Below are 22,291 nucleotides of genomic sequence, written 5' to 3'. Positions count from 1 at the left end.
TCGAGGCCGTCATCGAGCGGAGGCAGGGTGTGCCAGCGGACGGCGACGATCACCCTGCGTCAAGGGTCAAGCCATATCGATGCGTGAGATACGAGATGATGCGGCCACGGTTGCCGACCGCGTCATCGCCTTCGATGAGGTAAGGACGCTGCGCACGGGGCGCGGACGAAGCGTCCGAGATGTGCGTGTGGCTGAAGGGCAGCCCGGCAGATTTCAAACAGGCGAAGACCTTCAGGCCATAACCATTGTCGCCGGCCACGCCGAACAGAGCGGGATCGGAGCATGGGGTGAGCCCCGCTTCCTCCTGCACGATCGCCGTGATGCGCTGCACGCCGCCCCGAGCCAGCGAGCCCACTCGCGACGCCGGACGCTGGCTCTAACGGCCCGGATCGGGGCCACGTCCATGGTCGATCGCCCCTGAGCCAGGCGTGATAATACGCCGCCAGGGTACCTCAGGCCCTCCGAGACCGGCGCCATGTTTCGAAGCCGGCCTTGCTATGCCATGCTCCCTTGCCCGGACGTGCGGATTCGAAGCTCGACCGGGCTGCCCAGCCCCGAGCTGGAGGCGGGTCGGAGCGAGGCCAGCATGTCGGACGATCGCTACCACAAGAAGGCGCTTGGCAATCGCCCGCTCCATCCCGAAACGCTCATGCTCGGCTATGGCTACGATCCAGCCCTGTCCGAAGGCGCGGTGAAGCCGCCGGTTTTTCTCACATCGACCTTCGTCTTCAGCTCGGCCGAGCACGGCAAAGCCTTCTTCGACTACGTCTCCGGGCGGCGCGAACCTCCGGCTGGCGAGGCGGCGGGGCTTGTGTACTCGCGCTTCAATCATCCCAACAGCGAGATCGCCGAGGATCGCCTGGCGGTGTTCGAGGGAGCTGAGAGCGGGCTGGTCTTCTCCTCCGGCATGTCGGCGATCGCGACCACGATCCTGGCCTTCGCGCGGCCCGGCGACACGATCCTGCACTCGCAGCCGCTCTACGGCGGCACCGAAACGCTGATTGCCAAGACCCTGGCAGCCTTCGGCATTGCGCCGTTCGGATTCGCCAACGGGGTGGATCCGGCGAGCGTGCGCTCCGCGGCCGACCGAGCGGCCGCGGCTGGACGGATCAGCGTCATCATGGTCGAGACACCCTCGAACCCGCTTAACACCCTGGTCGATCTCCATCTGATCCGCGCAATCGCCGACGAAATAGGCGCCCGACAGGGCGGTGATGCTCCGGTCGTAATCTGCGACAACACCCTGCTCGGTCCCCTCTTCCAGCAACCGCTGCGCCACGGCGCCGATATCTCGGTCTACTCGCTGACGAAGTACGTCGGCGGCCACTCCGACCTGATCGCCGGCGCCGCCCTCGGCTCGACCGCGCGGATGAGGCCGGTGCGGCAGCTGCGCTCGGCGATCGGGACCGGTCTCGATCCGCATTCCTGCTGGATGCTCGGGCGCTCGCTCGAAACCCTTTCGCTGCGGATGGGTGCGGCCAACCGCAATGGCGAGATTGTCGGCCGCATGCTCGCCGCGCATCCGACGGTGTCGCGCCTCCACCATCTCGCGCATCTGGAGCCCGGATCGCAGCAGGCTCATGTCTACGCGGAGCAATGCGCGGCGCCCGGCTCGACGTTCTCGTTCGACATCGTCGGCGGCGAGGCGGAGGCGTTCCGAGTCCTCAACGCGCTTCAATTGTTCAAGCTCGCCGTCAGCTTGGGCGGCACAGAATCGCTCGCCAGCCACCCGGCCTCCACGACACATTCGGGTGTGCCCAAGGCCGTGCGTGACCGCCTCGGCATCACGGACGCGACGATCAGGGTATCGATCGGCATCGAGCATCCGGACGACTTGGTCGCCGACCTGCACGCGGCTCTTGCGACGCTCGGCTAAGCGGCCTGCGCGTCCGACCCTTCCTCGATGGGCACGGGCCTCCGGCGGTTGCGGCCGGTCGTCCGCACCTCAGGGGCTGCCAAGGAAGCGGCCAAGAAAGTCCCGGATCATCGGCGCCATGACGTCGAGCTTGTCTTCAAGGGCGAAGTGCCCGGTATCAAGCAGATGCAGCTCGGCATCGGGCAGATCTCGCAGATAAGGGTGCGCGCCGTCAGCCGGAAAGATGGTGTCGTTCCGGCCCCAGACGATCAGCGTCGGCGGCTTGTGCGCGCGGAAGAAGGCTTGGAATTGCGGGTAGAGCGGAACGTTGGTGCCGTAGTCGCGGAAGAGATCGAGCTGAATATCCTTGTTGCCCGGCCGATCGAGAAGCACTTGGTCGTGCAACCAGGTGTCGGGATCGATCCGGGTCACGTCGGCCACGCCGTCGACGTACTGAAACTTCGTCGTTTCCGGCGCGACGAGGAAGGCGAGAGCCTCGCGCCGCTCCGGGGTATCCTCTCGCCAGTAGGCCTTGATGGGATCCCAGAACGCCTTCAGGCCCTCCTCGTACGCGTTGCCGTTCTGGACGACCAGCGCGCTGACGCGTTCGGGATGCTTGAGGGCCAGCCGATAGCCAACCGGAGCACCGTAATCCATCACGTACATCGCGTAACGGTCCGCCCCCAATTGGGAGAGCAGGCCGTCGGCGAGATCGGCGTAGTGCGCGAACGTGTAGGCGAACGTCCGGTGGTCGGGCGCGTCGCTGCCGCCGAAACCCGGATAATCGGGTGCGATGACGCGGTAGCGGTCCGCGAGGAGCGGGATCAGGTTGCGGAACATGTGCGATGAGGTCGGGAAGCCGTGCAACAGCAACACGACCGGTGCGCCCGCCGGGCCGGCTTCTCGGTAGAAGACGTTCACGTCCTCGACCTTGGCGGTGCGGTAATAGGTGACCGGAATGCTCGCGGGATCAGTCACGTCGCCCCCTTCACATCGAACAAGACGATGGAAGCTAACGTATTGTGATCGAAGCCAGAATGCCTAAGCTGCGGAATCCTTGATTTCGCGGGGCGCAACAATGATCGACCGTCTCGATGCGATGCGGGTGTTCGTCACCGCCCTCGACGAAGGCAGCCTCGCATCCGCTGGCCGACGCCTCAATCGCTCACCCGCCGCCGTGACGCGGGCCATCGCCGCCCTTGAGAGCCATGTCGGAGTTCAGCTCCTGCACCGGACGACGCGACGGCTGCAATTGACCGAGGCTGGCGAGCCGTACGCCGCCGCCTGCCGTCGGGTGCTGACGGATCTGGAAGAAGCCGACCTCGCCGTTGCCGGGACCCGGGCTGCACCGCGTGGCGTCCTGACCGTCACCGCCCCGGTGATGTTCGGGACTCGGGTCCTGCGCCCGATCGTGGGTGAATTCCTGAAGGCATATCCCGCGATGCAGGTCCGTTACCTGCTGCTCAATCGCATGACGAACCTCCTCGATGAGGGCATCGACGTCGCGCTCCGGATCGCCCCGCTGCAGGAGTCCAACCTGATAGCGGTACGCATCGGCGAAGTGCGCCGCGTGCTGTGTGCATCGCCCAAGTATCTGGCCGACCGGCCGCCGATCGCGTCTCTGTCCGATCTGGCGCAGCACGACGTCATCGGCATCGAGCCCACGAGCCCGGACGACATCTGGAGCTTCCCGCCCGTCGCCGGAGGCAGAATCCCCCGCACGGTCCGGGTCAAGCCCCGCCTGATGGTCAACACCGACGAGGCCGCCGTCAGCGCGGCGGTCGACGGCGAAGGCATCGTCCGGATCTTCTCCTATAAGGTACAGCACGAAGTCTCGGCCGGCAGCTTGGTCGTTCTGCTTCCGGAGGACGAGCCGCCTCCGGTGCCTGTACATCTGGTCACGTCACTGGATCGGATGTCCCTCGCTAAAGTGCGAACCTTCATGGACTTCGCTGCCGTCCGCCTCAGGGCCGACTTCGACCGCGTGTCGCCGCACCCCGCGGACCAACGGTCCTGCCGGGAACCGCTCGACGCCAAGATCTTGCGCCGACGCGTGTTGCCGAACCAGGATGCCGCCCCTTCGTCGGGCTCGCCCTGACCGATCGCCGTGTGGAGCGCGCGGCGTTTCCGCCCGTCACCGCCCCAACCGGGGATCGCCCTGCGTGACGCCGCGTCCAGGCTGGACCGGGCGCGGAGGCGGCCGCTCTGCCGGTCGGACAGCCCGAGTTCGAGCCGGTTCAGGGCGTCATGCCCGTCGGCCCGCCGTCCAGACAGCCTCGGGGCAAGAGCTTGGCGCTGTCGTGCAAGCCGTGCCGCGTGTGCAGCGAACCGGCGCCTCACTGATCGGCGCTGGGTCTTGAGACGCCCTCTCACGCGCCGCCGAGGTGGGAACCGCGGTGCAGCCGCGCGATTGGCGTAGGCGCACGTGCCGAGCTCCGCGCCCGTCCGGGCACGGGCTGCGCGATCCTCAACGGCCCCACCCACGATCCCCTTGGTTCGGCCGCCCTGGCGCGAGGCCGGATACCGGTCCGACGCGTCGCGCATGGAACAGAGTGTGACGACAGCGGTCCTTTGTATCGTCGGCGGCGGCATCGCCGCCCAGGTCCTCGCAGCCCGGCTGCGCATCCCCGCGATCGTCCTCCTGCTCGCGCTCGGCTTTCTGGTCGGGCCCGTGCTCGGTTGGCTGCACCCGTCCCGCGACTTCGGGCCGAACCTGCGTCCGCTGATCGGCCTGGCGGTGGCCATCGTGGTGTTCGAGGGTGGCCTCGCCCTCGACTTCCGTGAATTGCGGGCGGCGGGCGAGGGCGTGCTCCGGCTCACGGCCTTCGCCCTGCCGATCAACTTTCTCCTCGGCACGCTGGCCGCCCACCTGATCGGCGGGATGATGTGGGGACCGGCCTGCGTGTTCGGCTCCATCCTCGTCGTCACGGGGCCGACCGTGATCCTGCCGCTCTTGCGCAACGCCCGCCTGGAACGGCGTTCGGCCGCCTTCCTGAAGTGGGAGGCCATCATCAATGATCCCGTCGGGGCCATCCTCACGGCCGTCGTCATCGAGATCCTGGTGGGTGTGCCCCACCCAGCCGGCGAGGATCCGGCGGCCGCCCTGATGCTGCACCTCGCCGAGGGTGTGGTGGTGGCGGGCGTCCTCGGCGTCGGCTCAGCCCTGCTGGTGGCCTGGGCTTTCCGACGCGATCTCATCCCGGAGACCTTGAAGACCCCGGTGCTGCTCGCGCTTGCGCTCGTTGCCTACGTTGTGCCGAACCTCCTCATGCACGAGGCCGGGCTGATCGGCGCGACATTGTTCGGCATCGCGCTCGCGAACCGGCACGTGCCGGGATTGACCGAACTCCGCCGCTTCAAAGAGGCGCTGGTCGTCCTGCTCGTGTCCTGCCTGTTCGTCGTGCTGACCGCCGACCTCGACCTCGCGGTCCTCAATAAGCTGTCCGTGCCGATTCTCGGGCTGACGGCGGCCATTCTGTTCGTGGTTCGCCCGGCGGCGATCTGGATGGCCACCCTGCGCAGCGACCTGTCGCTGCGGGAGCGCCTGTTCGTCGGATGGATCGGCCCGCGCGGCATCGTCGCGGCGGCGGTCGCGGGCTTGGCAGGTCCCCGCCTCAGCGAGGCGGGCTATGCCGGCGGCGACCTGATCCAGCCCACCGTGTTCGCCGTCATCGTCGCGACCGTGATCGCCCACGGCTTCTCCCTGGGGCCGCTCGCCCGCCGGCTTCGCCTGTCGACCGCGGCCGACACGCAGCGTCTCGCCGTGATCGGAGCATCCCCGTGGGCGAGCGATCTGGTCATTGCCCTGGACCGGGCGGGCGTGCCGGTCGTGCTGGTCGACACCTATCCCGGTGCGCTGCTCACCGCGCGGAATGCGGGTGTGCCGACGCTGCAGGCCGAACTCCTGTCCCGACACGCCGAGGAAGGCTTGTCGGACCATCCGCCGGATTACCTGCTCGCCGCGACCCGGGACGATCTCTACAACGCCCTCGTGTGCACGCGGCTGGCCCCGGAGATCGGTCGCGAGCGCGTCTACCAGCTTGCCCCGTCCGAGACCCACCTGCTGCACGAGGACACCGGCGTCAGCCGGGATGCCCGCGGAAAGGTATTCGGGGACGCCGACGCCACCTTCGATGCATTGGCCGGGCGGCACGAGGCCGGTTGGCGCTTCCAGGTCGCTGCGTCGGAAGCCGCCGAGCAGACGGACGCGATCCGTCTGCTGACCATCAGGGCCGACGGCAGTCTCGACTTTGTCTCCGTTGATCACCCGGCGAACGACGTGGCCGCGGGCGACCGTCTGCTCATCCTGACGTCCGTGCATGCGGCGACAGCCAAGCCGGCAGCCCACATGGCCACCGTCCCCGCCTGAGGTCGACGGTCGGGATTGCGCCCGTCCCGGCCTTCGGCGGCCGTCGCTGCCATCTCCGAAGCGGCGAGCGGCCCTCGGCGGCCGACCCGCGCATCCCCCTGACGTCGTGAGCTGGGCGACGGCCTCAAGCGCGGATGGCGCTCGATCACTGAGGCGGGCGCACAGCGGCGCCTGTCCCTGTCTCGGACCGAACGTAGCTCATCGCGAGCGGCCGCTCAGAGATCCAGCGTAACCGTTCCGCGGGCCCGGGAGACACAGGGCATCATCCGGTCCTGCCGCTTGGCGACCGGTAGCACGACGTCGCGATGGATCACGGTGCCGCCGCGATAGCCGCACTCGCAGGAGCCGCACACGCCGATCTCGCAGGAGGAAGGCATCGCAACGCCGTGTCGTCGCAGCATGTCGAGAAGCGAGACATCCGCAGGGACGTGAACGACCGCCCCCGTCGAGGCAATCAGCGCGTCGAAGGGTTCGGGTTTGTAGTTCTCGTCCGCCATCGGCACGAAGTGCTCGACATGCACGCGCTCCTCCGGCCATCCCGCAGCCGTCAGCCCGGCCTGCACGGCGTCCGTGAGCCCGTGCGGCCCGCAGGCATAGGCATGGATCCCGTCGTCCGGCGCCCCCAGGGCCGCGGGATCGAAGCGCGCGCCTTCCGAAGAGAACCAGCAACGCAGCCGATCACCGCAGACCGCCCGCAACTCGGGCAGCAGAGGCGCCTGTTCGGCTGAACGCGCGCACACGTGGAGCGCGAAGTCGGCGCCGGTCGCGGCGAGGCGCCGGGCCATGGCGGCGAGCGGCGTCACGCCGATCCCGCCGCCGATCAGCAGATGGCGCCGCGCGTCGGGGGCGAGACCGAAATTGTTGCGCGGATGCGAGACGTGCGCGATGGCGCCCCCGGTCAGGTTGGCATGCGTCCACAGGGAGCCGCCGCGACCCGCATCCTCACGCTTGATCGCCAGAACGTACCGGCCCCGGTCGGCCGGATCGCCGCAGAGCGAATATTGGCGCGTGCGGCCATCCGGGAGGCGCAAGTCGACATGCGCGCCGGGCTCCCAGGACGGAAGCTCGGGGCGCTGCGGGTGTACGAGCGTCAGGCGCAGCACCTCCGGGGTGGTGGCGATGGCCTCCACCACCGTCAGCTTCATGACGATGCGGGCGGACACCGGCTCAATCCACCAGCGCGATCGCGTCACCCGAGCGGATGATCCCGCCACGCTCGATCTCGCAATTCAGGCCCGAGCGGTTGTAGAGCGGCAGGTAGACCGGCGATCCGAGCAGTTCCTCCAGGTACTTGCACGGGAAGTTGAGGCGCCCGCCGCGCAGGATCACCTCACCCACGCGGAAGCGGCGCCCGACAAGGTGGTTGAGCGGCACGCCGCGCACCGTGAGATTCCTGCGGTGATCGATGGGCGCGAGATGGATGGGCCCGCCCTGGAGCGGCGGATCGTTTCGCGCGAGGGCGTCGAGCGCCTCCTGCTCGATGAGCGTCACCTCGCGGGTATCCGGCTTGGGCGAGTAGGTCCCCGTCCCGAGGAAGTAGCGGTCACCTTGGATGCCGCGGCCGGCGACGCAATGGGCCTCGGCCAGCTCCTCCATCTCGTAGCCGGCCGCCGGCGCGATATGGATGTTGAGCAGCGTGCCCTGCCAGCCGGTCGCACCGCCCGGCACGCCCGTCGCGACCGATCCGGCAGCGTGGGCGAAAGCCCCGACATGACGGGGCACGGACGTGTCGCTCATCGTGCCGATCCCGTCGCGAGCGCGATCGCCTCGACCTCGACCAGCGCATCGCGGGGCAGACGTGCGACCTCGACGGTCGAGCGCGCCGGTGCGGCGCCGGGGAAGTGCTCGGCGTAGACGGCGTTCATGGCGGCGAAGTCGTTCATGTCCTTCAGGAACACGGTGGTCTTGGCCACGCTCGCGAGGCTGGCGCCTCCAGCCTCCAGGACCGCGGCGAGATTGGACAGCGAGCGGCGTGTCTGCGCTTCGATGCCCTCCGGGAACGCTCCCGTCGCCGGATCGATCGGCAATTGCCCCGAGGCGAACACGAGATCGCCGACGCGGGTCGCCTGCGCGTAGGGGCCGACGGCCGGGGCTGCGGCCTCCGTGGCGATGATGGTCCTGTCCAACTCCGTCTCCCGGTCTCGCAATGGCTTCCAGCGGTATTCCATTTCAGTGGACATACGTCCACTGTCTGAGGCGCGTTTCAAGGGCCGCGAAGCCCTTCAGTCGATCGGCCGTCGCGCCGTCTCGGGCGCCGCGAACGTCGCCACGAGGGTGATGCAGGCGAGCGCGATGAGGTAGGCCGAGATCGGCCACGTTGCGCCGCCGCTCCAGGCGAGCAGGGCTGCGGCGATCAGCGGCGTGAAGCCGCCGCTCAGCGCCGCGCCGACTTGGAAGCCGAGCGAGGCGCCGCTGTAGCGCAGGCGGGCGTCGAACAGTTCGGACATCCACGCCGCCCCGGTCCCGAACATGATGCCCTGCCCGAAGCTCAAGGCCACCGCGACGGTCAGCGTGATGATCGTCGGGTCGCGGGTGTCGAGGAGCGTGAACATCGGGAAGGCGAAGGCGATCGAGAACAGGCAGGCGGCGACGAACAGCGTCTTGCGCCCGTAGCGGTCGGACAGCCAGCCGAAGACAGGAATCGTGAAAAGCTCGATGATGGCGGCGATCAGGATGCCGTTCAGGATCACGCCGCGCGACAGGCCTAGTTGGCCGGTGACGTAGGAGATCGAGAACACGGTCACGACGCTGACGTAGGCGATCTCGGAGACCTTCAGGCCGACGGCCTTCAAGAACATGCCGGGATGCTCGGTGAGGATCTCCATGACCGGCAGCCGCGCCGTCACCGCCCGCTCCTTGATCCGCCGGAACGCCGGGGTCTCGTGAAGCCGCAGGCGGATGAACAGGCCGACGCCGACGAGGAGCGCGCTCGCCAGGAACGGGACGCGCCAGCCCCATGACAGGAACGCCGCCTCCGGCATCAGGCCGGTCAGCGCGAAGGCGCCGATCGAGAGGATCACGCCGATCGGGTATCCGAGCTGGACGATGCTCCCGAAGAAGCCGCGCCGTTCCGCCGGCACGCTCTCCACCACCATCAGCACGGCCCCGCCCCACTCGCCGCCGATGCCGATGCCCTGGACGAGGCGCAGGGCCACGAGGAGGATCGGTGCGAGGATGCCGATCTGCCCGTAGGTCGGCAGGCACCCGATCAGGAAGGTGCCGAGGCCCATGATCATCAGGGTCAGCGACAGCATCGCCTTGCGCCCGATCCTGTCGCCGAAATGGCCGAAGACCGCTCCGCCCAGCGGTCGGGCCAGGAACCCGACGGCGTAAGAGCCGAACGCCGCGATCGTGCCGACCACGGGGTCGATGCTGGGGAAGAACAGCTTGTTGAAGACGAGGGCGCTGGCCGTTCCGTAGATCAGGAAATCGTACCATTCGACGGTGGTGCCGATGACGCTCGACCAGACGATCTGGCGCCGTTCCGCGGTCGTGACCGCGCCGGACCCGGCGATCCGGATCGCCTCCGATGGCAGGACAGCGTCGAGTATGAGCGGGCATCCACTTTGAGAGATGAATTTCCACTCATCCCGATACAAGCGGCGTGCCAACCGTTGTGGTCGGCCGTCCGGGCGCACCCCCATCGCCTGTGCTAAGCACCGACCGATCAGCCTCCAGCGCTCACCAACGAGGACATGGCCGGGGGATCGGGACGAGACGCGAATGACGATCACGGCAGAGGGGCGGCGGGTCCAGATCGAGGCTGAGACGCGCTCTCAGATCCAGGTGCTTGCCGAGGAGGTCCGGCGCAGACGGAAGGAGCAGGATCTCTCCCTCGAAGCCTTAGCCTCCTTGTCCGGGGTGAGCCGCTCGATGATCTCGAAGATCGAGCGCGGCGAGGCCGTGCCGTCGACGGCTGTCCTCTCACGCCTCGCCGAGGCGCTGGGCGTGACCTTCTCCAGGCTGATGGCACCCACCACCGAAGTGGAGGTGCTTCTGATCCCGGCGTCGCGCCAGCCGGTGCTGCGCGATGAGGCTTCGGGCTTCCTGCGCCGGTGCCTCTCTCCGGTGCTGCCTGGGCGTGGGATCGATTGGGTGCTCAACACGCTCCCGCCGGGCGCAACCACGGGAGAGTTCGTCGCCCACCGCCGCGGCGTGTCGGAGTACATCTTCGTGCTGAAGGGACGCCTGCGCGCCACGATCGGCGATCGTGCGGTCGTGGTCGAAGAGGGCGACAGCTTGTATTTCGAGGCTGATGCCGGGCACGCCTTCACCAATCTCGGGGCGGAGGCGTGCCAGTATTTCCTGGTGATCGACGCCACGCGGCTGCGCTGAGGCTTCGCCGCCGAAAGTGCGCCCCGCTCGGCTGACGCGTGCCGATGGGGCCGTCGACCGACGGGCGGCGATCGTCGGGAGCCACACATCTTGCGGATGGCAAACCACGGGGTAGGCCAACGCGCTGTCGCGAGCGAGGCGGAGGGGCGTGCGGGCCGCCCGTCCTCCAGATTGTTCTCGATCGGCGCCGTACGGCTCAGGGCCACACCGTGATCCTGGCCAATCCCACGCATTATGCCATCGCGCTGCGCTACGACCAGGGCGAGAACGATGCCCCGATGGTGCTGGCCAAGGGCAAGGATCTCATCGCCCTGCGCATCCGAGAGATCGCCGAGAAGCACCGGATCGAGGTCGTGATAGACAAGGCTCTCACCCGGGCGATGTACGACCATGTTGAGGTCGATCGCGCGATCCCGGCGGAGTTCTACCGGGCGGTGGCGAACCTCCTCGTCTACGTCATCACGCGCAAGGGACGCTGAGACGAGGGCGGGCGCTCCCGCCCCCGTCCGGCCGGCGCCGGAGCGACCATGTCCGATCGACCGGCGCCGAGGCGGCGCGCCTCACGCGGCCCGGCGCTTCGCCTCGCGGCGGAACCGGTGCAGCACGAACTCGGTGTAACCGTTCGGCTGCTGTGCTCCCTCGAACACCAGGGCTTCCGCCGCCCGGAAGGCCGGCCCGTCGAAGCTCGGGGCCATCGGCCGATAGGCCGGGTCGCCGGCGTTCTGGCGGTCGACCACGCCCGCCATCCGCCGCAGGGCCGCCTCGACCTGCGCGCGGTCGACGATCCCGTGGCGCAGCCAGTTGGCGATGTGCTGGCTGGAGATCCGCAAGGTGGCGCGATCCTCCATCAAGCCGACCTCGTGGATGTCGGGCACCTTCGAGCAGCCGACGCCCTGGTCGATCCAGCGGACCACGTAGCCCAGGATCCCCTGGCAGTTGTTGTCGAGCTCCTCCCGCACCGCGTCCGGCGCGAAGGCGCCCTCGGCGAGCGGCAGGGTCAGCATGGCGGCCCGGGTCGCGGGCGCCCGGCCGGCGAGGTCCGCCGGCGGGCGCGCACGTCGGTCTGATGATAGTGAAGCGCGTGCAGCGTCGCGGCGGTCGGGGACGGGACCCAGGCGGTGTTGGCCCCGGCCTCGGGATGGCCGCCCTTGGACTCCAGCATCGCCGCCATCCGGTCGGGGGCGGCCCACATGCCCTTGCCGATCTGCGCGTGGCCGGGCAGCCCGCAGGCGAGGCCGGCATCGACGTTGCCGTCCTCGTAGGCCTTGATCCAGGCGGTCGCCTTCATGGAATCCTTGCGGACCACGGGGCCGGCTTCCAGCGAGGTGTGGATCTCGTCGCCGGTCCGGTCGAGGAAGCCGGTGTTGATGAAGAACAGCCGGTCGGAGGCGGCCGCGATCGCCGCCTTGAGGTTGAGCGTCGTGCGCCGCTCCTCGTCCATCACGCCGATCTTGAGCGTCCGCGGCGCGAGGCCGACCAGCGCCTCGACCCGGCCGAACAGCTCGACCGCGAAGGCGACTTCCTCGGGGCCGTGCAGCTTGGGCTTGACCATGTAGACCGAGCCCGTCCGGCTGTTGCGGAGCGGACCGGTGCCCTTCAGGTCGTGCAGGGCGATCAGGGCGGTCACCGCCGCGTCGAGGATCGTCTCGGGGATCTCGGCGCCGTCGAGGGTCACGGCATCCGTATACATGTGATGGCCGACATGCCGGACCAGCATCAGCGACCGCCCCGGCAGGGTCAGGCTGCCGCCGTCGGGGGCCGTGTAGGTCCGATCCGCGGCGAGCCGCCGCTCGACGGTGCGGCCGCCCTTGGACAGGGTGGCGGTGAGGTCGCCGCGCATCAGGCCGAGCCAGCTCCGGTAGACCGCGACCTTGTCGGCCGAATCCACGGCGGCGACCGAATCCTCCATGTCCATGATGGTCGAGAGGGCCGCCTCCAGCACCACGTCAGCGATGCCGGCCGGGTCGGTGCGGCCGATCGGGCTCGTCCGATCGATCACGATCTCGACGTGCAGGCCGTTGTGGCGCAGCAGGAGTGCGGTCGGCGCCTCGGGGGTGCCAGTGAAGCCCGCGAAGTCCGCCGGGCCGGTCAGGCCGGCATTACGGCCGGCGCCGAGGTCGATCGCGAGGCGGCCGCCCGTCACGGCAAAACCCACGGCATCGGCCCAGGAGCCGACGCTGAGCGGCGCGGCCGCGTCGAGGAACGCCTTGGTCCTGGCCACCACCGCGGCACCCCGGATCGGGTTGAAGCCGGTGCCGGGGCTGAGGTCGCCGTCCTGCGGGATCGCGTCAGTGCCGTAGAGGGCGTCGTAGAGGCTGCCCCAGCGGGCATTGGCGGCGTTCAGCGCGTAACGGGCATTGGAGATCGGCACGACGAGCTGCGGCCCGGCGACGGCGGCGATCTCCGCGTCCACGTTCTCGGTGGTCACCTGCACGGCCTTGGGCTCCGGCTGCAGGTAGCCAATCCGCGTCAGGTAGGCCGCGTATGCCGCCGGGTCGTGCGGCTGGCCGCGATGGTCGCGGTGCCAGGAATCGATGTCGGCCTGCAGGCCGTCGCGCTGGTCGAGCAGCGCCCGATTACGCGGCGCGAGATCGCGGACGAGCGCCGCGAAGCCCGACCAGAACTGGTCGGCCGAGAGGCCGGTTCCGGGCAGCGCCTCCTCGGACAGGAAGGTGCGGAGGTCCTCGGCGACGACGACACTCGACATGGCAATCTCCTGGGATGCGGCGGGCACCGAACGTCAGAAAAAGTCGAACGGCCCGTGAAAAATTTTTGAGTTCACCCTCGATAGACCCCTTGGCATCCGCGAAAAAGGCGGCAAAAGGGATTTGATTCTTTCTGCAGCGTTGAGAATGCGCGATCAGAGCGACCTGGAGATCTTTGCCCGGGTGGTCCGGACCGGCAGCCTGACCCAGGCCGGGTCGGAACTCGGCCTGTCGGTGGCGGTGGTCTCGAAGCGGCTGAAGCGGCTGGAGGAACGGCTCGCCGTGCGCCTGCTGCACCGCACCACCCGGCGCGTGGCCCCGACCGATATCGGGGCGGCCTTCTTCGAGCGGATCGCCCCGATCGTCGACGCCATCGCGGAGGCCGAGAGCCTCGTGTCGCAGAATGCGACGCGGGCCCGTGGCACGCTGCGGGTGACGGCGCCGAGCTCCTTCGGGCGGCTGCACATCGTTCCGCACCTGCGGGCCTTCTTCGCCCTTCACCCGGACCTCGTGCTGAACCTAGAGCTGAGCGACGATTTCGAGTCGATCGTCGAGCGCGGCTACGACCTCGCGATCCGGGTCGGCGCGCTGGAGAGTTCCGGGCTGACGGCGGTGCGCCTCGCGCCGGTGCGGCGGGTTCTCTGCGCGCGGCCAGGCTACCTCGACGCGGCGGGGCGGCCGCAGAGCCTCGACGACCTGCGCGGCCATGTCTGCCTCGCCACCGAGAACCAGAATCCCTGGCGGCTCGTCGGGCCGGAGGGGCCGTGCACGGTGAGCGCGTCCGGTCCCCTGCGCACCCATTCCAACGAGGTGGTGCGCGAGGCGGTGATCGGCGGCCTCGGGATCGCGCTCCGCTCCACCTGGGACGTGCATGCGGAGCTGCGCGACGGTCTTCTGGAGGTGGTGCTGCCCGCCTACACGGCCGCGGCTTCGGCGGGCATCTTCGCGGTCTATCCGAGCCGGGCCTTCGTGCCGGCCAAGACCCGGGCGTTCATCGCGTTCCTGAAGCAGACCTACCGGTCGAGCAGCGCCTGGGCGGAGGGGTGAGGCGCGTGCCGCGGTCTCCCTCCCCCGCAGGGAAGGAGACAGCCGATTGACGCCTCCGACCGTCTCCGGTCGGTGATTGCGGCACCGCCGTCCTTGCGAGCGGAGCGAAGCAACCCAGGGACGCGCATCGTCCCGGGAAGTCCCGCTGCTCTGGGTCGCTTCGCTGTGCGCGCTTTGACGGAGAGGCGCGCATCGACCGAGCTGGTCAGCCGGCGACCGTCCCGCCCTCACCCATGTGCGAAGAAATCCGGATCCGTCCGCGCCAGCATCCGCTTGAACGCCTCCCACTCGTTGTCGGGGGCGCCCTGGACCACGACGCGGTCGTAGCCGGCGGCGTATTGCCCGGCGGTCTTGGTGGCGATGGCGGAGGAGGGCCGGATCACCGGCGCGCCCGCCGCCTGGATCGCCAGCTGCGCCCGGCACGAGCGCTCCATGTTGTGCATCAGCCGGAACGCCTCGCCGACCGTGCGGCCGCAGGTCAGCAGGCCGTGGTTGCGCAGCACCATCACGGGCTTGTCGCCGAGATCGGCCACCAGCCTCTGCCGCTCGTCGAGGTCGAGGGCGATGCCCTCATAGGCGTGGTAGGCGACGCGCCCCGTGAACTGCATCGACCACTGGTTCAGGGGCAGGAGCCCCTCCTCCTGGCAGGAGACCGCCACGCCCGCCACCGTGTGGGTGTGCAGCACGCAGATCGCGTCGTGGCGAGCGGCGTGGATGGCGCTGTGGATCGTGAACCCCGCCGGGTTGATGCCGAGCCCCATCGGATCCTCAAGCACCCGCCCGTCGATATCCACGGTCACGAGGTTCTCCGGCGTCACCTCCTCGAAGCGCATCCCGTAGGGGTTGATCAGGAACCGGTGCCCGCCCCCGGAAGCCGCGCCGAGATGTGGGTGTAGATGCTGTCGTCGAGGCCCAGCCGATGGATCAGCCGGTAGGCGGCCGCGAGATCGACGCGCATCCCCTGGATTTCGGCCTGATCGGCGGGACCCGCGTCCCGGTCCGCGACGATCGACTGCGTGGCTGCGCTCATGCGACGGTTCCCTGCCGGTCGGCCCAGTCGGCTCTCCGGGACCGCCGCCCGGCGCAGGCGGTCCCGCGATCCGGGCGCTACGGGGCGGAACGAGGCGAGGCCCGGGCCCGGAATCACCCGCAGGGTGCACCACGGGGGAAGGCCGGGCAATGCGCCGCGCGCAGGTCGGCGCGCGCCCGCCGCCAATGCGGCGGGGCGACAACGGCCTCAGCCCGCCAGCGCGGCCTCGATCCCGGCCCCGATCGCCAGCAGCCGGCGGTCCTGGCCATGCCGGGCGAGCAGCATCAGCCCCGCCGGCCGGGACAGGCCCGGCATCGGCAGGGACAGGCCGGTGAGGTCGAAGAAATTGCCGAAGGCCGTGTTGCGCAGCATCAGGCGATTGGCCGCCAGGAAGGCGGCATCGTCCGCCTCCAGCGGCGCGATCAGCGGTGCCGTGGTGGCCGTCGCCGGGAGTACCAGCACGTCGAGCGGGACGAGCCGCCGGTCGAAGGCGGCGATCAGCTCGGCCCGCCGGCGCATCGTCCGGATATAGCCCGCGGCCGAGGCGGTCCGGCCGGCCACGATCCGGCGGTGGACCCGCCTGTCGTAGCGGGAGGCTTCGCTGTCCAGCCAGTCGGCGTGGATCGCCGCGGCCTCGATCGCCGCGATGGAGCCGTCCGGCAGTGCCGCATCCATGGCGGCGAGAAGGTCGTCGACCGGGTGGTCGACGATCCGGGCGCCGCTCCGGGACAAGAGGGCCAGCACCCGCTCGAACGCCTCGGCGACGAGCGGCTCCGTCTCGGTGAACAGCAGGCCCCGCGGCACGCCGATGCGCAGGCCGGCCACGGCGAACGCCTCCACCGGCACGGGCTCCTCGCCCGCCAGCACGGCATCCGCGGCCGCGCAATCCGCCACCGTCCGGGCGAGGGGGCCGAGGGAATCGAGGGAGAACGACAGCGGGAAGGCGCCGTCCAGCGGCACGCGGCGGGCGGTCGGCTTGAAGCCCACGACGCCGTTCAGCGAGGCCGGGATCCGCACGGAGCCGCCGGTGTCCGACCCGATCGCGATGTCGCTCGTGCCCTGCCCCACCGAGACGCCGGCGCCCGAGGACGATCCGCCCGGGATGCGCGCCGGATCGGCGGCGTTGCCGGGGGTGCCGAAATGCGGGTTGAGGCCGAGCCCCGAGAAGGCGAACTCGGACATGTTGGTCTTGGCCAGGATCACCGCCCCGGCCCGGCGCAGGCGCGCCACCACCGGAGCATCGGCCCGCGCCGGGGCCGCGTCCGCCAGCAGGATCGAGCCGGCGCGCGTGGTCTCGCCCGCCACGTCGAACAGGTCCTTGATCGAGACCATCGCGCCGTCGAGGGGCCCGAGGGAGATCCCGTCCCGGCGCCGCGCATCCGCGGCATCCGCCGCCGCGCGGGCCTCGGCCGGGTAGAGCCGGGTGAAGACCGCCGGGTCCCCCTCCCCGATCCGGGCCAAACGCTCCTCGACGGTCTCGCGTACGCTCATGATCCTCACCGAATGACAGACCTGCCCGACCATGCAAGCGGGAGGCCCGCCTCAGAACGTGCCGGGATAGGCGCCGCCATCCATCAGCAGGTTCTGCCCGGTGATGAAGCCCGCCTGCTGGCTGCACAGGAACGCGCAGGCGGCGCCGAACTCGTCCGGGTGGCCGAAGCGGCCGGCGGGGTTGTCGCGCGCCCGGGCCTCCAGGAACGCCTCCACGGTGGTCCCCGCCTTGGCGGCGCCCGCCTCGGCGTTGCTGCGGATCCGGTCGGTGTCGAAGGGACCGGGCAGCAGGTTGTTGATCGTCACGTTGTGCCGCACGGTCTTCCGGGCGAGGCCGGCCACGAAGCCGGTCAGCCCCGAGCGGGCGCCGTTCGACAGCCCGAGATGCTCGATCGGCGCCTTCACGGCGCCGGAGGTGATGTTGACGATCCGGCCGAACTTCCGGTCGATCATCCCGTCGACCGTCGCCTTGATGAGCGCGATCGGCGCCAGCATGTTGGCGTCGAGCGCCCGGATCCAGGCGTCGCGGTCCCAGTCGCGGAAATCGCCGGGGGGCGGGCCGCCGGCATTGTTGATCAGGATGTCGGGCTCGGGGCAGGCGGCCAGCGCCGCGGCCCGGCCGGCCTCGGTGGCGATGTCACCCGGCACGATGGTGACGGCGGCACCCGTCGCGCTGCGGATCTCCGCGGCGGTGCGCTCCAGAATTTCCGCATTGCGGGCCGTGATCGTCACCGCGACGCCCTCGCGGGCCAGCGCCAGGGCACAGCCCTTGCCCAGCCCCTTGCTCGCCGCGCAGACGAGCGCCCGGCGCCCGCTCAAGCCGAGATCCATGGGAAGCCTCCGTGAACCGGCCCTCGCCGCGAGGGCACCGACCGCGTCATAGCGCGCCCGCGCCGGCCGTCGAAGACCGTGCGGCGCCGTTCAGGCGACCTCGCTGTAGCCGGACCGCTCGGCCTCCTGGCGCGCCAGGCTCAGGACGCGCCGGCGCGCCTGGCTGTCGCCGATCGCCAGCCAGTGCCGCACCAGGGCGAAGAGCTCGCCGGCATCCCCGTCCGGTGGCTCATCCAGGAACGTCTCGGCCGGGACGTTCAGCTCGCGCGCGAGCTGTTCCAGCAAGGCTCCCTGGCGGCCGACGGGGCGGTCCCGCACGGGCCTGCCGGGCTGCGGCGGAGCCGAAGGCACGATCGTGAACACGGTCATCCCCTAGCAATGACGGCGGCGCCGAAGGGTTCTCGCCCCCTCGGCGCACGGTGAAAACATCCTTGCGGCGCCCCGCGAAACGCCCGTCCACCCGGGACCGTCTCCGACCCCGCAGGTGCGGCGGGCAGCTCAGCGCCTACCACGTACGCAGGTCGCGGATGCTTGGCGCGTCGACGAACTCATCCATCTTCGGAGCGACGAAGCCGGCCCACAGCAGGGCCGCCGCCCCGGTGACGAGCGCGAGCGCGGTGCTGAGGACGAGGCTGAGTGTCACGGCCATCCTGCCGGGCAGACGGCGTCGAACTGACGCGAGGCAACCTCAGTGTGTCAGGAGATGCGTTGTCGCGAGCTTAAATAGGTTGGTCGCATTGCGGTTGCCATCGGGCCGTCGTCGACGATCGCTCCGGCCGGGCGGCCGGGCGGCTCCCTTCATCGGGCTGTTACAGGGCGGGACTACGCGCAGCCGGCGCGGACCTTTCCGCGGGGAATCGCCCGATGCCGGCCCAGTATTGCAGCAACCCGCTCGATCCGGGCACGGAGGAGGCGGTGCTCGTGATCGACGAGGACGACCGCCCGCTCGCCACGATCCGATCCGTCGCCGACGCTGCCGGGCACGACCTGCTGCCGACGCTGTCCGACGCCTGCATCCGGAACCTGCAGCTCGAGATCGCGGTGTATCACGGCCGCATCGAGCCCTATGCCTGGACGCAGCACGCGGTCGACGTCGTGGCGCCGCCGGCAGCCGCGTAGCCGAGCCGCGTCACGCCGCCGGGGGCGTCTGCTGCCCGAGCCTGCGCCGAGATCCGCTCACGGTTCGGGGACGTCCTGGGTCAACGCGCCGAACTCGCTGACCATGCATTCGTGCATGCGGCGCAGCCAGGCGCGGGCCTCCGTGGTCTGCGCCTCCGCCCGGTCGGCCCGTTCGCCCGCCGTGCGGGCCTGCTCCTCGGCGCGCTCCGCCCGTCCGACCGCCTCGCGCAGCAATCCCTCGGCGTGCCGGGCCCGGTCCTCGGCCGCGCGTGCCGCCGTCTCGGACTCGCGCATCGCGCGCTGGGCCTCGCGGACCGAATCCTGAGCGCTCTTCTGCAGAGCGCGCACCCGGGTCGCGACACCCCGCACGGCGGCCAGGGAGGCCGACCAGTCCTCGCCTTCGGCGGGCGCGGCGGGCGCGGGACCCGAGAACAGCGCCACGACCCGATCGATCGGGTCGGGTGTGCTGCCGCGCAGCCCGAGAGGGCCGGCCGGTGACTCGATCGCAGCTCTCGCCAGGCTGCTCATGCCGCGGCCTGATTGGCCAGATCCGAAAACTCGGCCACGATCGCGTCCTGAACCCGCCCGAGCCAGGCCTCCGCGGTCCGGGCCCGCTCCTCGGCGACAAGGGCGCGCGCCTCGGCCGCCTTGGCGCGCTCCTCGGCTGCGATGACCTGCGCCTCGGCGCGCACCTGAGCGTCGCGGGCCTGCATCTCGGCGATGCGGGCGCGCTCGTTGGAGGCGTTGATGTCCTCGCGAACCCGCTCCAGCACGTGCTCGATGCGCTCTTCCCGCTCGCGGGCCTGCGCCTCGATCTCGCGCGCCTGGCGGGCTGCGGCCTGCACGCGATGGATGAGCGCGTCCCAATCCTGCGGCGGCGATTGCGGCGTCGGGATCCCGGTCTGCCCGTGCATCGAGGTGACGACCCGCAGGACGTTGCCGAGATTGGCTTCGGACGCGGCGCTCGGTTCACGCGTGGTCTTGTCGACGGGCCGAAACCGAGGATCGCTCAGAAGCTTCTGCAGCTCACTCACGGAACCCGTACTCCATGCCCCCAAAAATCTAAGCTGACTAAACCGTTTAAAATGGTTAACAAACCGTTAATAGAAGGATCGTGTAGTACCGGACGCTTAACGAAGGCAATTTTCGGTTCGTCCGCGGCCCGCTTCGTTGGACGCGCGGCGCGGCCCGTGGCCGGCGCAGGCCCGGGGGCGTCGACCCGGTTGCGGACGTGCGTCTCGGAGCGGCCCGCACGTCGCAGCCTCACGCGACGTCAGGATGTCGGAACGCGCTGCCCCCTCCCCGGCCCCGCGGCTGCGATGCGGAGCGTGTTCGCCCGCACGCGGTTGCGGCCTCGGCAGCCATAAGTGTTTGGCCTGGCCCGAAAACGCCCGGCGAGGTCCGCTATGACCGCTCCACAAGTCGTCGCAACGATCTTCTTCATCATCTCGATCGGATCGGTCTCTGCGCTGGTCCTGATGGCGGCTGCCTCGGCGATGCTGGACGCGTTGGACGCGGCCTGCGGCCCCCGTCGATCGGGCGGCCGAAGCGTCGGCCCCTGGTCGCCTTCGCATTGGGCCTGTCGGGTGCGCCAAAGGGCGCTCGCTCGTATCGAACTGCGGTAGCGGAGCGCCCCGCGGCCGCGCGCCTCCGGGCCGCTGTCTCTGCTGATCCTGCTCCAGAGCCGGTCGATCCGAACGCTTGGGCGGACCTTGGGGGCAGCCGCGAGCATTGACCCGCGCGATGGCGGCGGTGATTCGCCGCCGCGTCCCCGTTCCGCGCCTTCGACCCTCGTCGCAGCACGGTTCGAACCGTTTGCCGTCCAACACGGTTCGCCTCGCAGGAGGCATGACCATGGCCGATGACTCGAAGGGAACGAAACCCGAAGACCTCACGCCTGACCGCCCGCGTCTGACCCCACAGGGTCATGGCAGCGGCTCGGTGTCAGGCGAGGACAGCACGGACCCGAATGGCGGGGCCAAACAGGGCCAGGGCGACAAGGCGGAGGGTTGAGAGCCTGCCGAGGCCGATCCGGGCGGATCCGTCGAATTGGCGGGATCCACCGAACGCTCTGGTCAGGGATCGCATGCTCAGGATCTGAGCGGGGAGATTCGAGTCATGACGATGTCTACCTCGATCAACACGGTCGGCGTGGTCCGTGCGACGGAGATGATCCAGTCCGCGCGTCGCGACGCGGCGCTCGCGCGTGATCCGCGTCCGCATACCGTTTCGGTCGAGATCCCACGCCTCTCCGACACCCTTGCGCTGGAGCGGGATGCCGGGCGACCACAGCCAGGTTCGCAGCGGCGCCTGGTGGATATCACGGTTTAGATGAGCAGGTTGATCGTCGGTATTTGTTTTCAATTAAGCGTAGTGCGAGAGATTTAATCGATCGAAATCTGATCCTAACGGGTTCTGAGGAGAGGATCTATTTTGATACCCTCGGCCGCGTCAGGAGTCAGGATGTCGAGCGAAAAACGCCTTTCAGGCAGAACAGAGTGCTTCAGCGCCGGACACATCGTCGCCGAAGGTCACGGCAGGCGGCTGCGGTGCCTTGTCTGGAACATGTCCGATACCGGCGCCCTGGTCGAGGCCGGCGAGGATGATGCCGTGCCGGAGACATTCACCCTGGTGACGGCGATCGACCAGGGATCGCGGCGCTGTGCCGTCGTCAGGCGTACCGGCGCACGGTTCGGCGTGGTGTTCACGGATGCCGAGGCTGCATCGTGATCCATCCCCGGTTCGGGTGAGGCCGCCCCGTCCCGTGAAGCGCTCGCGGTGACGCGCCTGGCGCAGGCTGAAGCGTGGGGGCTGCCCTCATCCGTGCCGGGCGGGTTCGCCCCGATCTCCCGCCACGCGCCGCGGCGCGGGCAGGCGGGATCACAGGCACGACACTCTTCGTGCCCGGGTTGGACGGGTCAGCGATGGGCTCGTGCGGCGCGCGGATGGCGTCGCCGGCGCGGCGGCGGGAGTGGCTGCGGAGCGCCTTTCGTCCTGTTTCCCGCAGCGTCGGCGTGAGGCCGGGGCGGATGGTTGCCGGGGCATGTCGGGATGTTTGAGGCGGTCTCGAACGTCTACTCCCTGCAGCTTCGTGCCGCCCGCGTCGGCGAGGCGGCACGCGAAGGAGCGGCTTCGACACGCATGGCGGTGTTCCCGATGTCGCGCGACACGCTCGTATCCCTCGTCCTGGCGGCAGCCTTCACGCTGGGCTGCGTCGGCATCCATGGTGCGCGCAAACATCCGGACGCCGTGACTCTGGCCTTGATCCTGCTGCTGGGCTTCCTCGCGACCGTGTATGTCGGCCGGCACGTGACGCTGGATGCGCGTCATCCCACCTGGCAGCACGAGGCCTCGCACCCGTGGGTACCGCCGGCCTCGCATCCGACGATGTGAACGACCCGGCATGGTCCTGCCGGTCCGGTCGATCGCCCCAGGACCCGCCACGGGGACAGCGTGCCGCGCGGCGCGACCGTTCGGGATGCACGGCCGCGTAACCCGGTGGCCGCTAC

At 69.7% G+C, this 22,291-nt stretch carries 21 protein-coding genes and 3 pseudogenes; 10 read left to right on the top strand and 14 right to left on the bottom strand.

The features are described from left to right. Positions 1 to 49: 49 nt before the first annotated feature. Positions 50 to 331, bottom strand: coding sequence for a thioredoxin domain-containing protein (locus M6G65_RS07285; protein WP_238197340.1), 282 nt, complete (start codon positions 329 to 331; stop codon positions 50 to 52). 255 nt (positions 332 to 586) lie between these two features. On the opposite strand from M6G65_RS07285, the gene M6G65_RS07280 reads away from it, so the two are divergent. Continuing rightward, positions 587 to 1,876, top strand: a complete 1,290-nt coding sequence (locus M6G65_RS07280; protein ID WP_250103759.1) for a cystathionine gamma-synthase family protein — start codon at positions 587 to 589, stop codon at positions 1,874 to 1,876. Positions 1,877 to 1,945: 69 nt separating this feature from the next. Here M6G65_RS07280 and M6G65_RS07275 read toward each other — a convergent pair whose 3' ends face one another. Next, positions 1,946 to 2,833, bottom strand: coding sequence for an alpha/beta fold hydrolase (locus tag M6G65_RS07275; RefSeq protein ID WP_250103758.1), 888 nt, complete (start codon positions 2,831 to 2,833; stop codon positions 1,946 to 1,948). 100 nt (positions 2,834 to 2,933) lie between these two features. Here M6G65_RS07275 and M6G65_RS07270 point away from each other — a divergent pair, with 100 nt between their 5' ends. Together M6G65_RS07270 and M6G65_RS07265 are read left to right on the top strand one after the other, a co-directional pair. Beyond that, the gene (locus M6G65_RS07270) at positions 2,934 to 3,953 is read left to right on the top strand and encodes a LysR family transcriptional regulator (protein ID WP_238197337.1); all 1,020 of its coding nucleotides are present in this window, start codon (positions 2,934 to 2,936) and stop codon (positions 3,951 to 3,953) included. Positions 3,954 to 4,409: 456 nt separating this feature from the next. Beyond that, a complete protein-coding gene (locus M6G65_RS07265; protein ID WP_238197336.1) occupies positions 4,410 to 6,224 on the top strand; it encodes a cation:proton antiporter in 1,815 nt (604 codons plus the stop codon). Positions 6,225 to 6,439: 215 nt separating this feature from the next. Here M6G65_RS07265 and M6G65_RS07260 read toward each other — a convergent pair whose 3' ends face one another. The 4 genes from M6G65_RS07260 to M6G65_RS07245 form a co-directional block, all read right to left on the bottom strand. After that, positions 6,440 to 7,387 (bottom strand): PDR/VanB family oxidoreductase, encoded by a 948-nt coding sequence (locus M6G65_RS07260; RefSeq protein WP_238197335.1) that lies wholly within the window; start codon positions 7,385 to 7,387, stop codon positions 6,440 to 6,442. Between the two features lie 4 nt (positions 7,388 to 7,391). Further along, positions 7,392 to 7,961, bottom strand: coding sequence for an MOSC domain-containing protein (locus tag M6G65_RS07255; protein WP_238197334.1), 570 nt, complete (start codon positions 7,959 to 7,961; stop codon positions 7,392 to 7,394). Further along, the gene (locus tag M6G65_RS07250; protein WP_238197333.1) at positions 7,958 to 8,350 is read right to left on the bottom strand and encodes a RidA family protein; all 393 of its coding nucleotides are present in this window, start codon (positions 8,348 to 8,350) and stop codon (positions 7,958 to 7,960) included. The genes M6G65_RS07255 and M6G65_RS07250 overlap by 4 nt, the downstream gene beginning before the upstream one ends. A 96-nt stretch (positions 8,351 to 8,446) precedes the next feature. Next, positions 8,447 to 9,760, bottom strand: a complete 1,314-nt coding sequence (locus tag M6G65_RS07245) for an MFS transporter (protein ID WP_373323811.1) — start codon at positions 9,758 to 9,760, stop codon at positions 8,447 to 8,449. Positions 9,761 to 9,947: 187 nt separating this feature from the next. Here M6G65_RS07245 and M6G65_RS07240 point away from each other — a divergent pair, with 187 nt between their 5' ends. Next, positions 9,948 to 10,559 (top strand): helix-turn-helix domain-containing protein, encoded by a 612-nt coding sequence (locus tag M6G65_RS07240; protein ID WP_238197332.1) that lies wholly within the window; start codon positions 9,948 to 9,950, stop codon positions 10,557 to 10,559. Between the two features lie 206 nt (positions 10,560 to 10,765). Then, positions 10,766 to 11,038 (top strand): annotated as a pseudogene (locus M6G65_RS07235) (EscU/YscU/HrcU family type III secretion system export apparatus switch protein); the annotation flags it as partial. A gap of 81 nt (positions 11,039 to 11,119) precedes the next feature. Here M6G65_RS07235 and M6G65_RS07230 read toward each other — a convergent pair. After that, positions 11,120 to 13,266 (bottom strand): annotated as a pseudogene (locus M6G65_RS07230) (malate synthase G). Positions 13,267 to 13,411: 145 nt separating this feature from the next. Here M6G65_RS07230 and M6G65_RS07225 point away from each other — a divergent pair. Beyond that, positions 13,412 to 14,311 carry a LysR family transcriptional regulator gene (locus M6G65_RS07225; RefSeq protein WP_238197330.1) on the top strand — a complete coding sequence of 300 codons (900 nt, stop codon included), beginning with the start codon at positions 13,412 to 13,414 and terminating at the stop codon, positions 14,309 to 14,311. 227 nt (positions 14,312 to 14,538) lie between these two features. Here the strand turns inward: M6G65_RS07225 and M6G65_RS07220 are convergent. The 5 genes and pseudogenes from M6G65_RS07220 to M6G65_RS07200 all read right to left on the bottom strand — a co-directional run bounded on the left by M6G65_RS07220 (position 14,539) and on the right by M6G65_RS07200 (position 18,306). After that, positions 14,539 to 15,341 (bottom strand): annotated as a pseudogene (locus M6G65_RS07220) (class II aldolase/adducin family protein). A 207-nt stretch (positions 15,342 to 15,548) separates the two neighbouring features. Further along, positions 15,549 to 16,832 carry an amidase gene (locus M6G65_RS07215; protein ID WP_238197328.1) on the bottom strand — a complete coding sequence of 428 codons (1,284 nt, stop codon included), beginning with the start codon at positions 16,830 to 16,832 and terminating at the stop codon, positions 15,549 to 15,551. A 51-nt stretch (positions 16,833 to 16,883) separates the two neighbouring features. Continuing rightward, entirely contained in the window at positions 16,884 to 17,663 is a 780-nt protein-coding gene (locus tag M6G65_RS07210; protein ID WP_238197327.1) for an SDR family oxidoreductase, read from the bottom strand. A 90-nt stretch (positions 17,664 to 17,753) separates the two neighbouring features. Next, a complete protein-coding gene (locus M6G65_RS07205) occupies positions 17,754 to 17,948 on the bottom strand; it encodes a hypothetical protein (RefSeq protein ID WP_238197326.1) in 195 nt (64 codons plus the stop codon). Positions 17,949 to 18,168: 220 nt separating this feature from the next. Next, positions 18,169 to 18,306, bottom strand: a complete 138-nt coding sequence (locus tag M6G65_RS07200) for a hypothetical protein (protein ID WP_238197348.1) — start codon at positions 18,304 to 18,306, stop codon at positions 18,169 to 18,171. A gap of 221 nt (positions 18,307 to 18,527) precedes the next feature. On the opposite strand from M6G65_RS07200, the gene M6G65_RS07195 reads away from it, so the two are divergent. Continuing rightward, positions 18,528 to 18,782 carry a hypothetical protein gene (locus M6G65_RS07195; protein ID WP_250103757.1) on the top strand — a complete coding sequence of 85 codons (255 nt, stop codon included), beginning with the start codon at positions 18,528 to 18,530 and terminating at the stop codon, positions 18,780 to 18,782. Between the two features lie 57 nt (positions 18,783 to 18,839). Here the strand turns inward: M6G65_RS07195 and M6G65_RS07190 are convergent, their stop codons facing one another. After that, positions 18,840 to 19,310, bottom strand: coding sequence for a hypothetical protein (locus M6G65_RS07190; protein WP_238197324.1), 471 nt, complete (start codon positions 19,308 to 19,310; stop codon positions 18,840 to 18,842). Then, positions 19,307 to 19,816 carry a hypothetical protein gene (locus M6G65_RS07185; protein ID WP_238197323.1) on the bottom strand — a complete coding sequence of 170 codons (510 nt, stop codon included), beginning with the start codon at positions 19,814 to 19,816 and terminating at the stop codon, positions 19,307 to 19,309. The genes M6G65_RS07190 and M6G65_RS07185 overlap by 4 nt, the downstream gene beginning before the upstream one ends. Positions 19,817 to 20,900: 1,084 nt before the next feature. Here M6G65_RS07185 and M6G65_RS07180 point away from each other — a divergent pair. The 3 genes from M6G65_RS07180 (at position 20,901) to M6G65_RS07170 (ending at position 22,175) form a co-directional block, all read left to right on the top strand. Next, the gene (locus M6G65_RS07180; protein WP_250103756.1) at positions 20,901 to 21,113 is read left to right on the top strand and encodes a hypothetical protein; all 213 of its coding nucleotides are present in this window, start codon (positions 20,901 to 20,903) and stop codon (positions 21,111 to 21,113) included. A 132-nt stretch (positions 21,114 to 21,245) separates the two neighbouring features. Further along, positions 21,246 to 21,512 carry a PilZ domain-containing protein gene (locus M6G65_RS07175; protein ID WP_192711157.1) on the top strand — a complete coding sequence of 89 codons (267 nt, stop codon included), beginning with the start codon at positions 21,246 to 21,248 and terminating at the stop codon, positions 21,510 to 21,512. 321 nt (positions 21,513 to 21,833) lie between these two features. Continuing rightward, positions 21,834 to 22,175, top strand: coding sequence for a hypothetical protein (locus M6G65_RS07170; protein ID WP_238197321.1), 342 nt, complete (start codon positions 21,834 to 21,836; stop codon positions 22,173 to 22,175). Positions 22,176 to 22,291 lie beyond the last annotated feature (116 nt).

Origin of the sequence: Methylobacterium tardum, from assembly GCF_023546765.1 — a bacterium.
Lineage (GTDB): Bacteria > Pseudomonadota > Alphaproteobacteria > Rhizobiales > Beijerinckiaceae > Methylobacterium > Methylobacterium tardum.
This window is presented reverse-complemented; position numbering and strand designations above follow the sequence as displayed.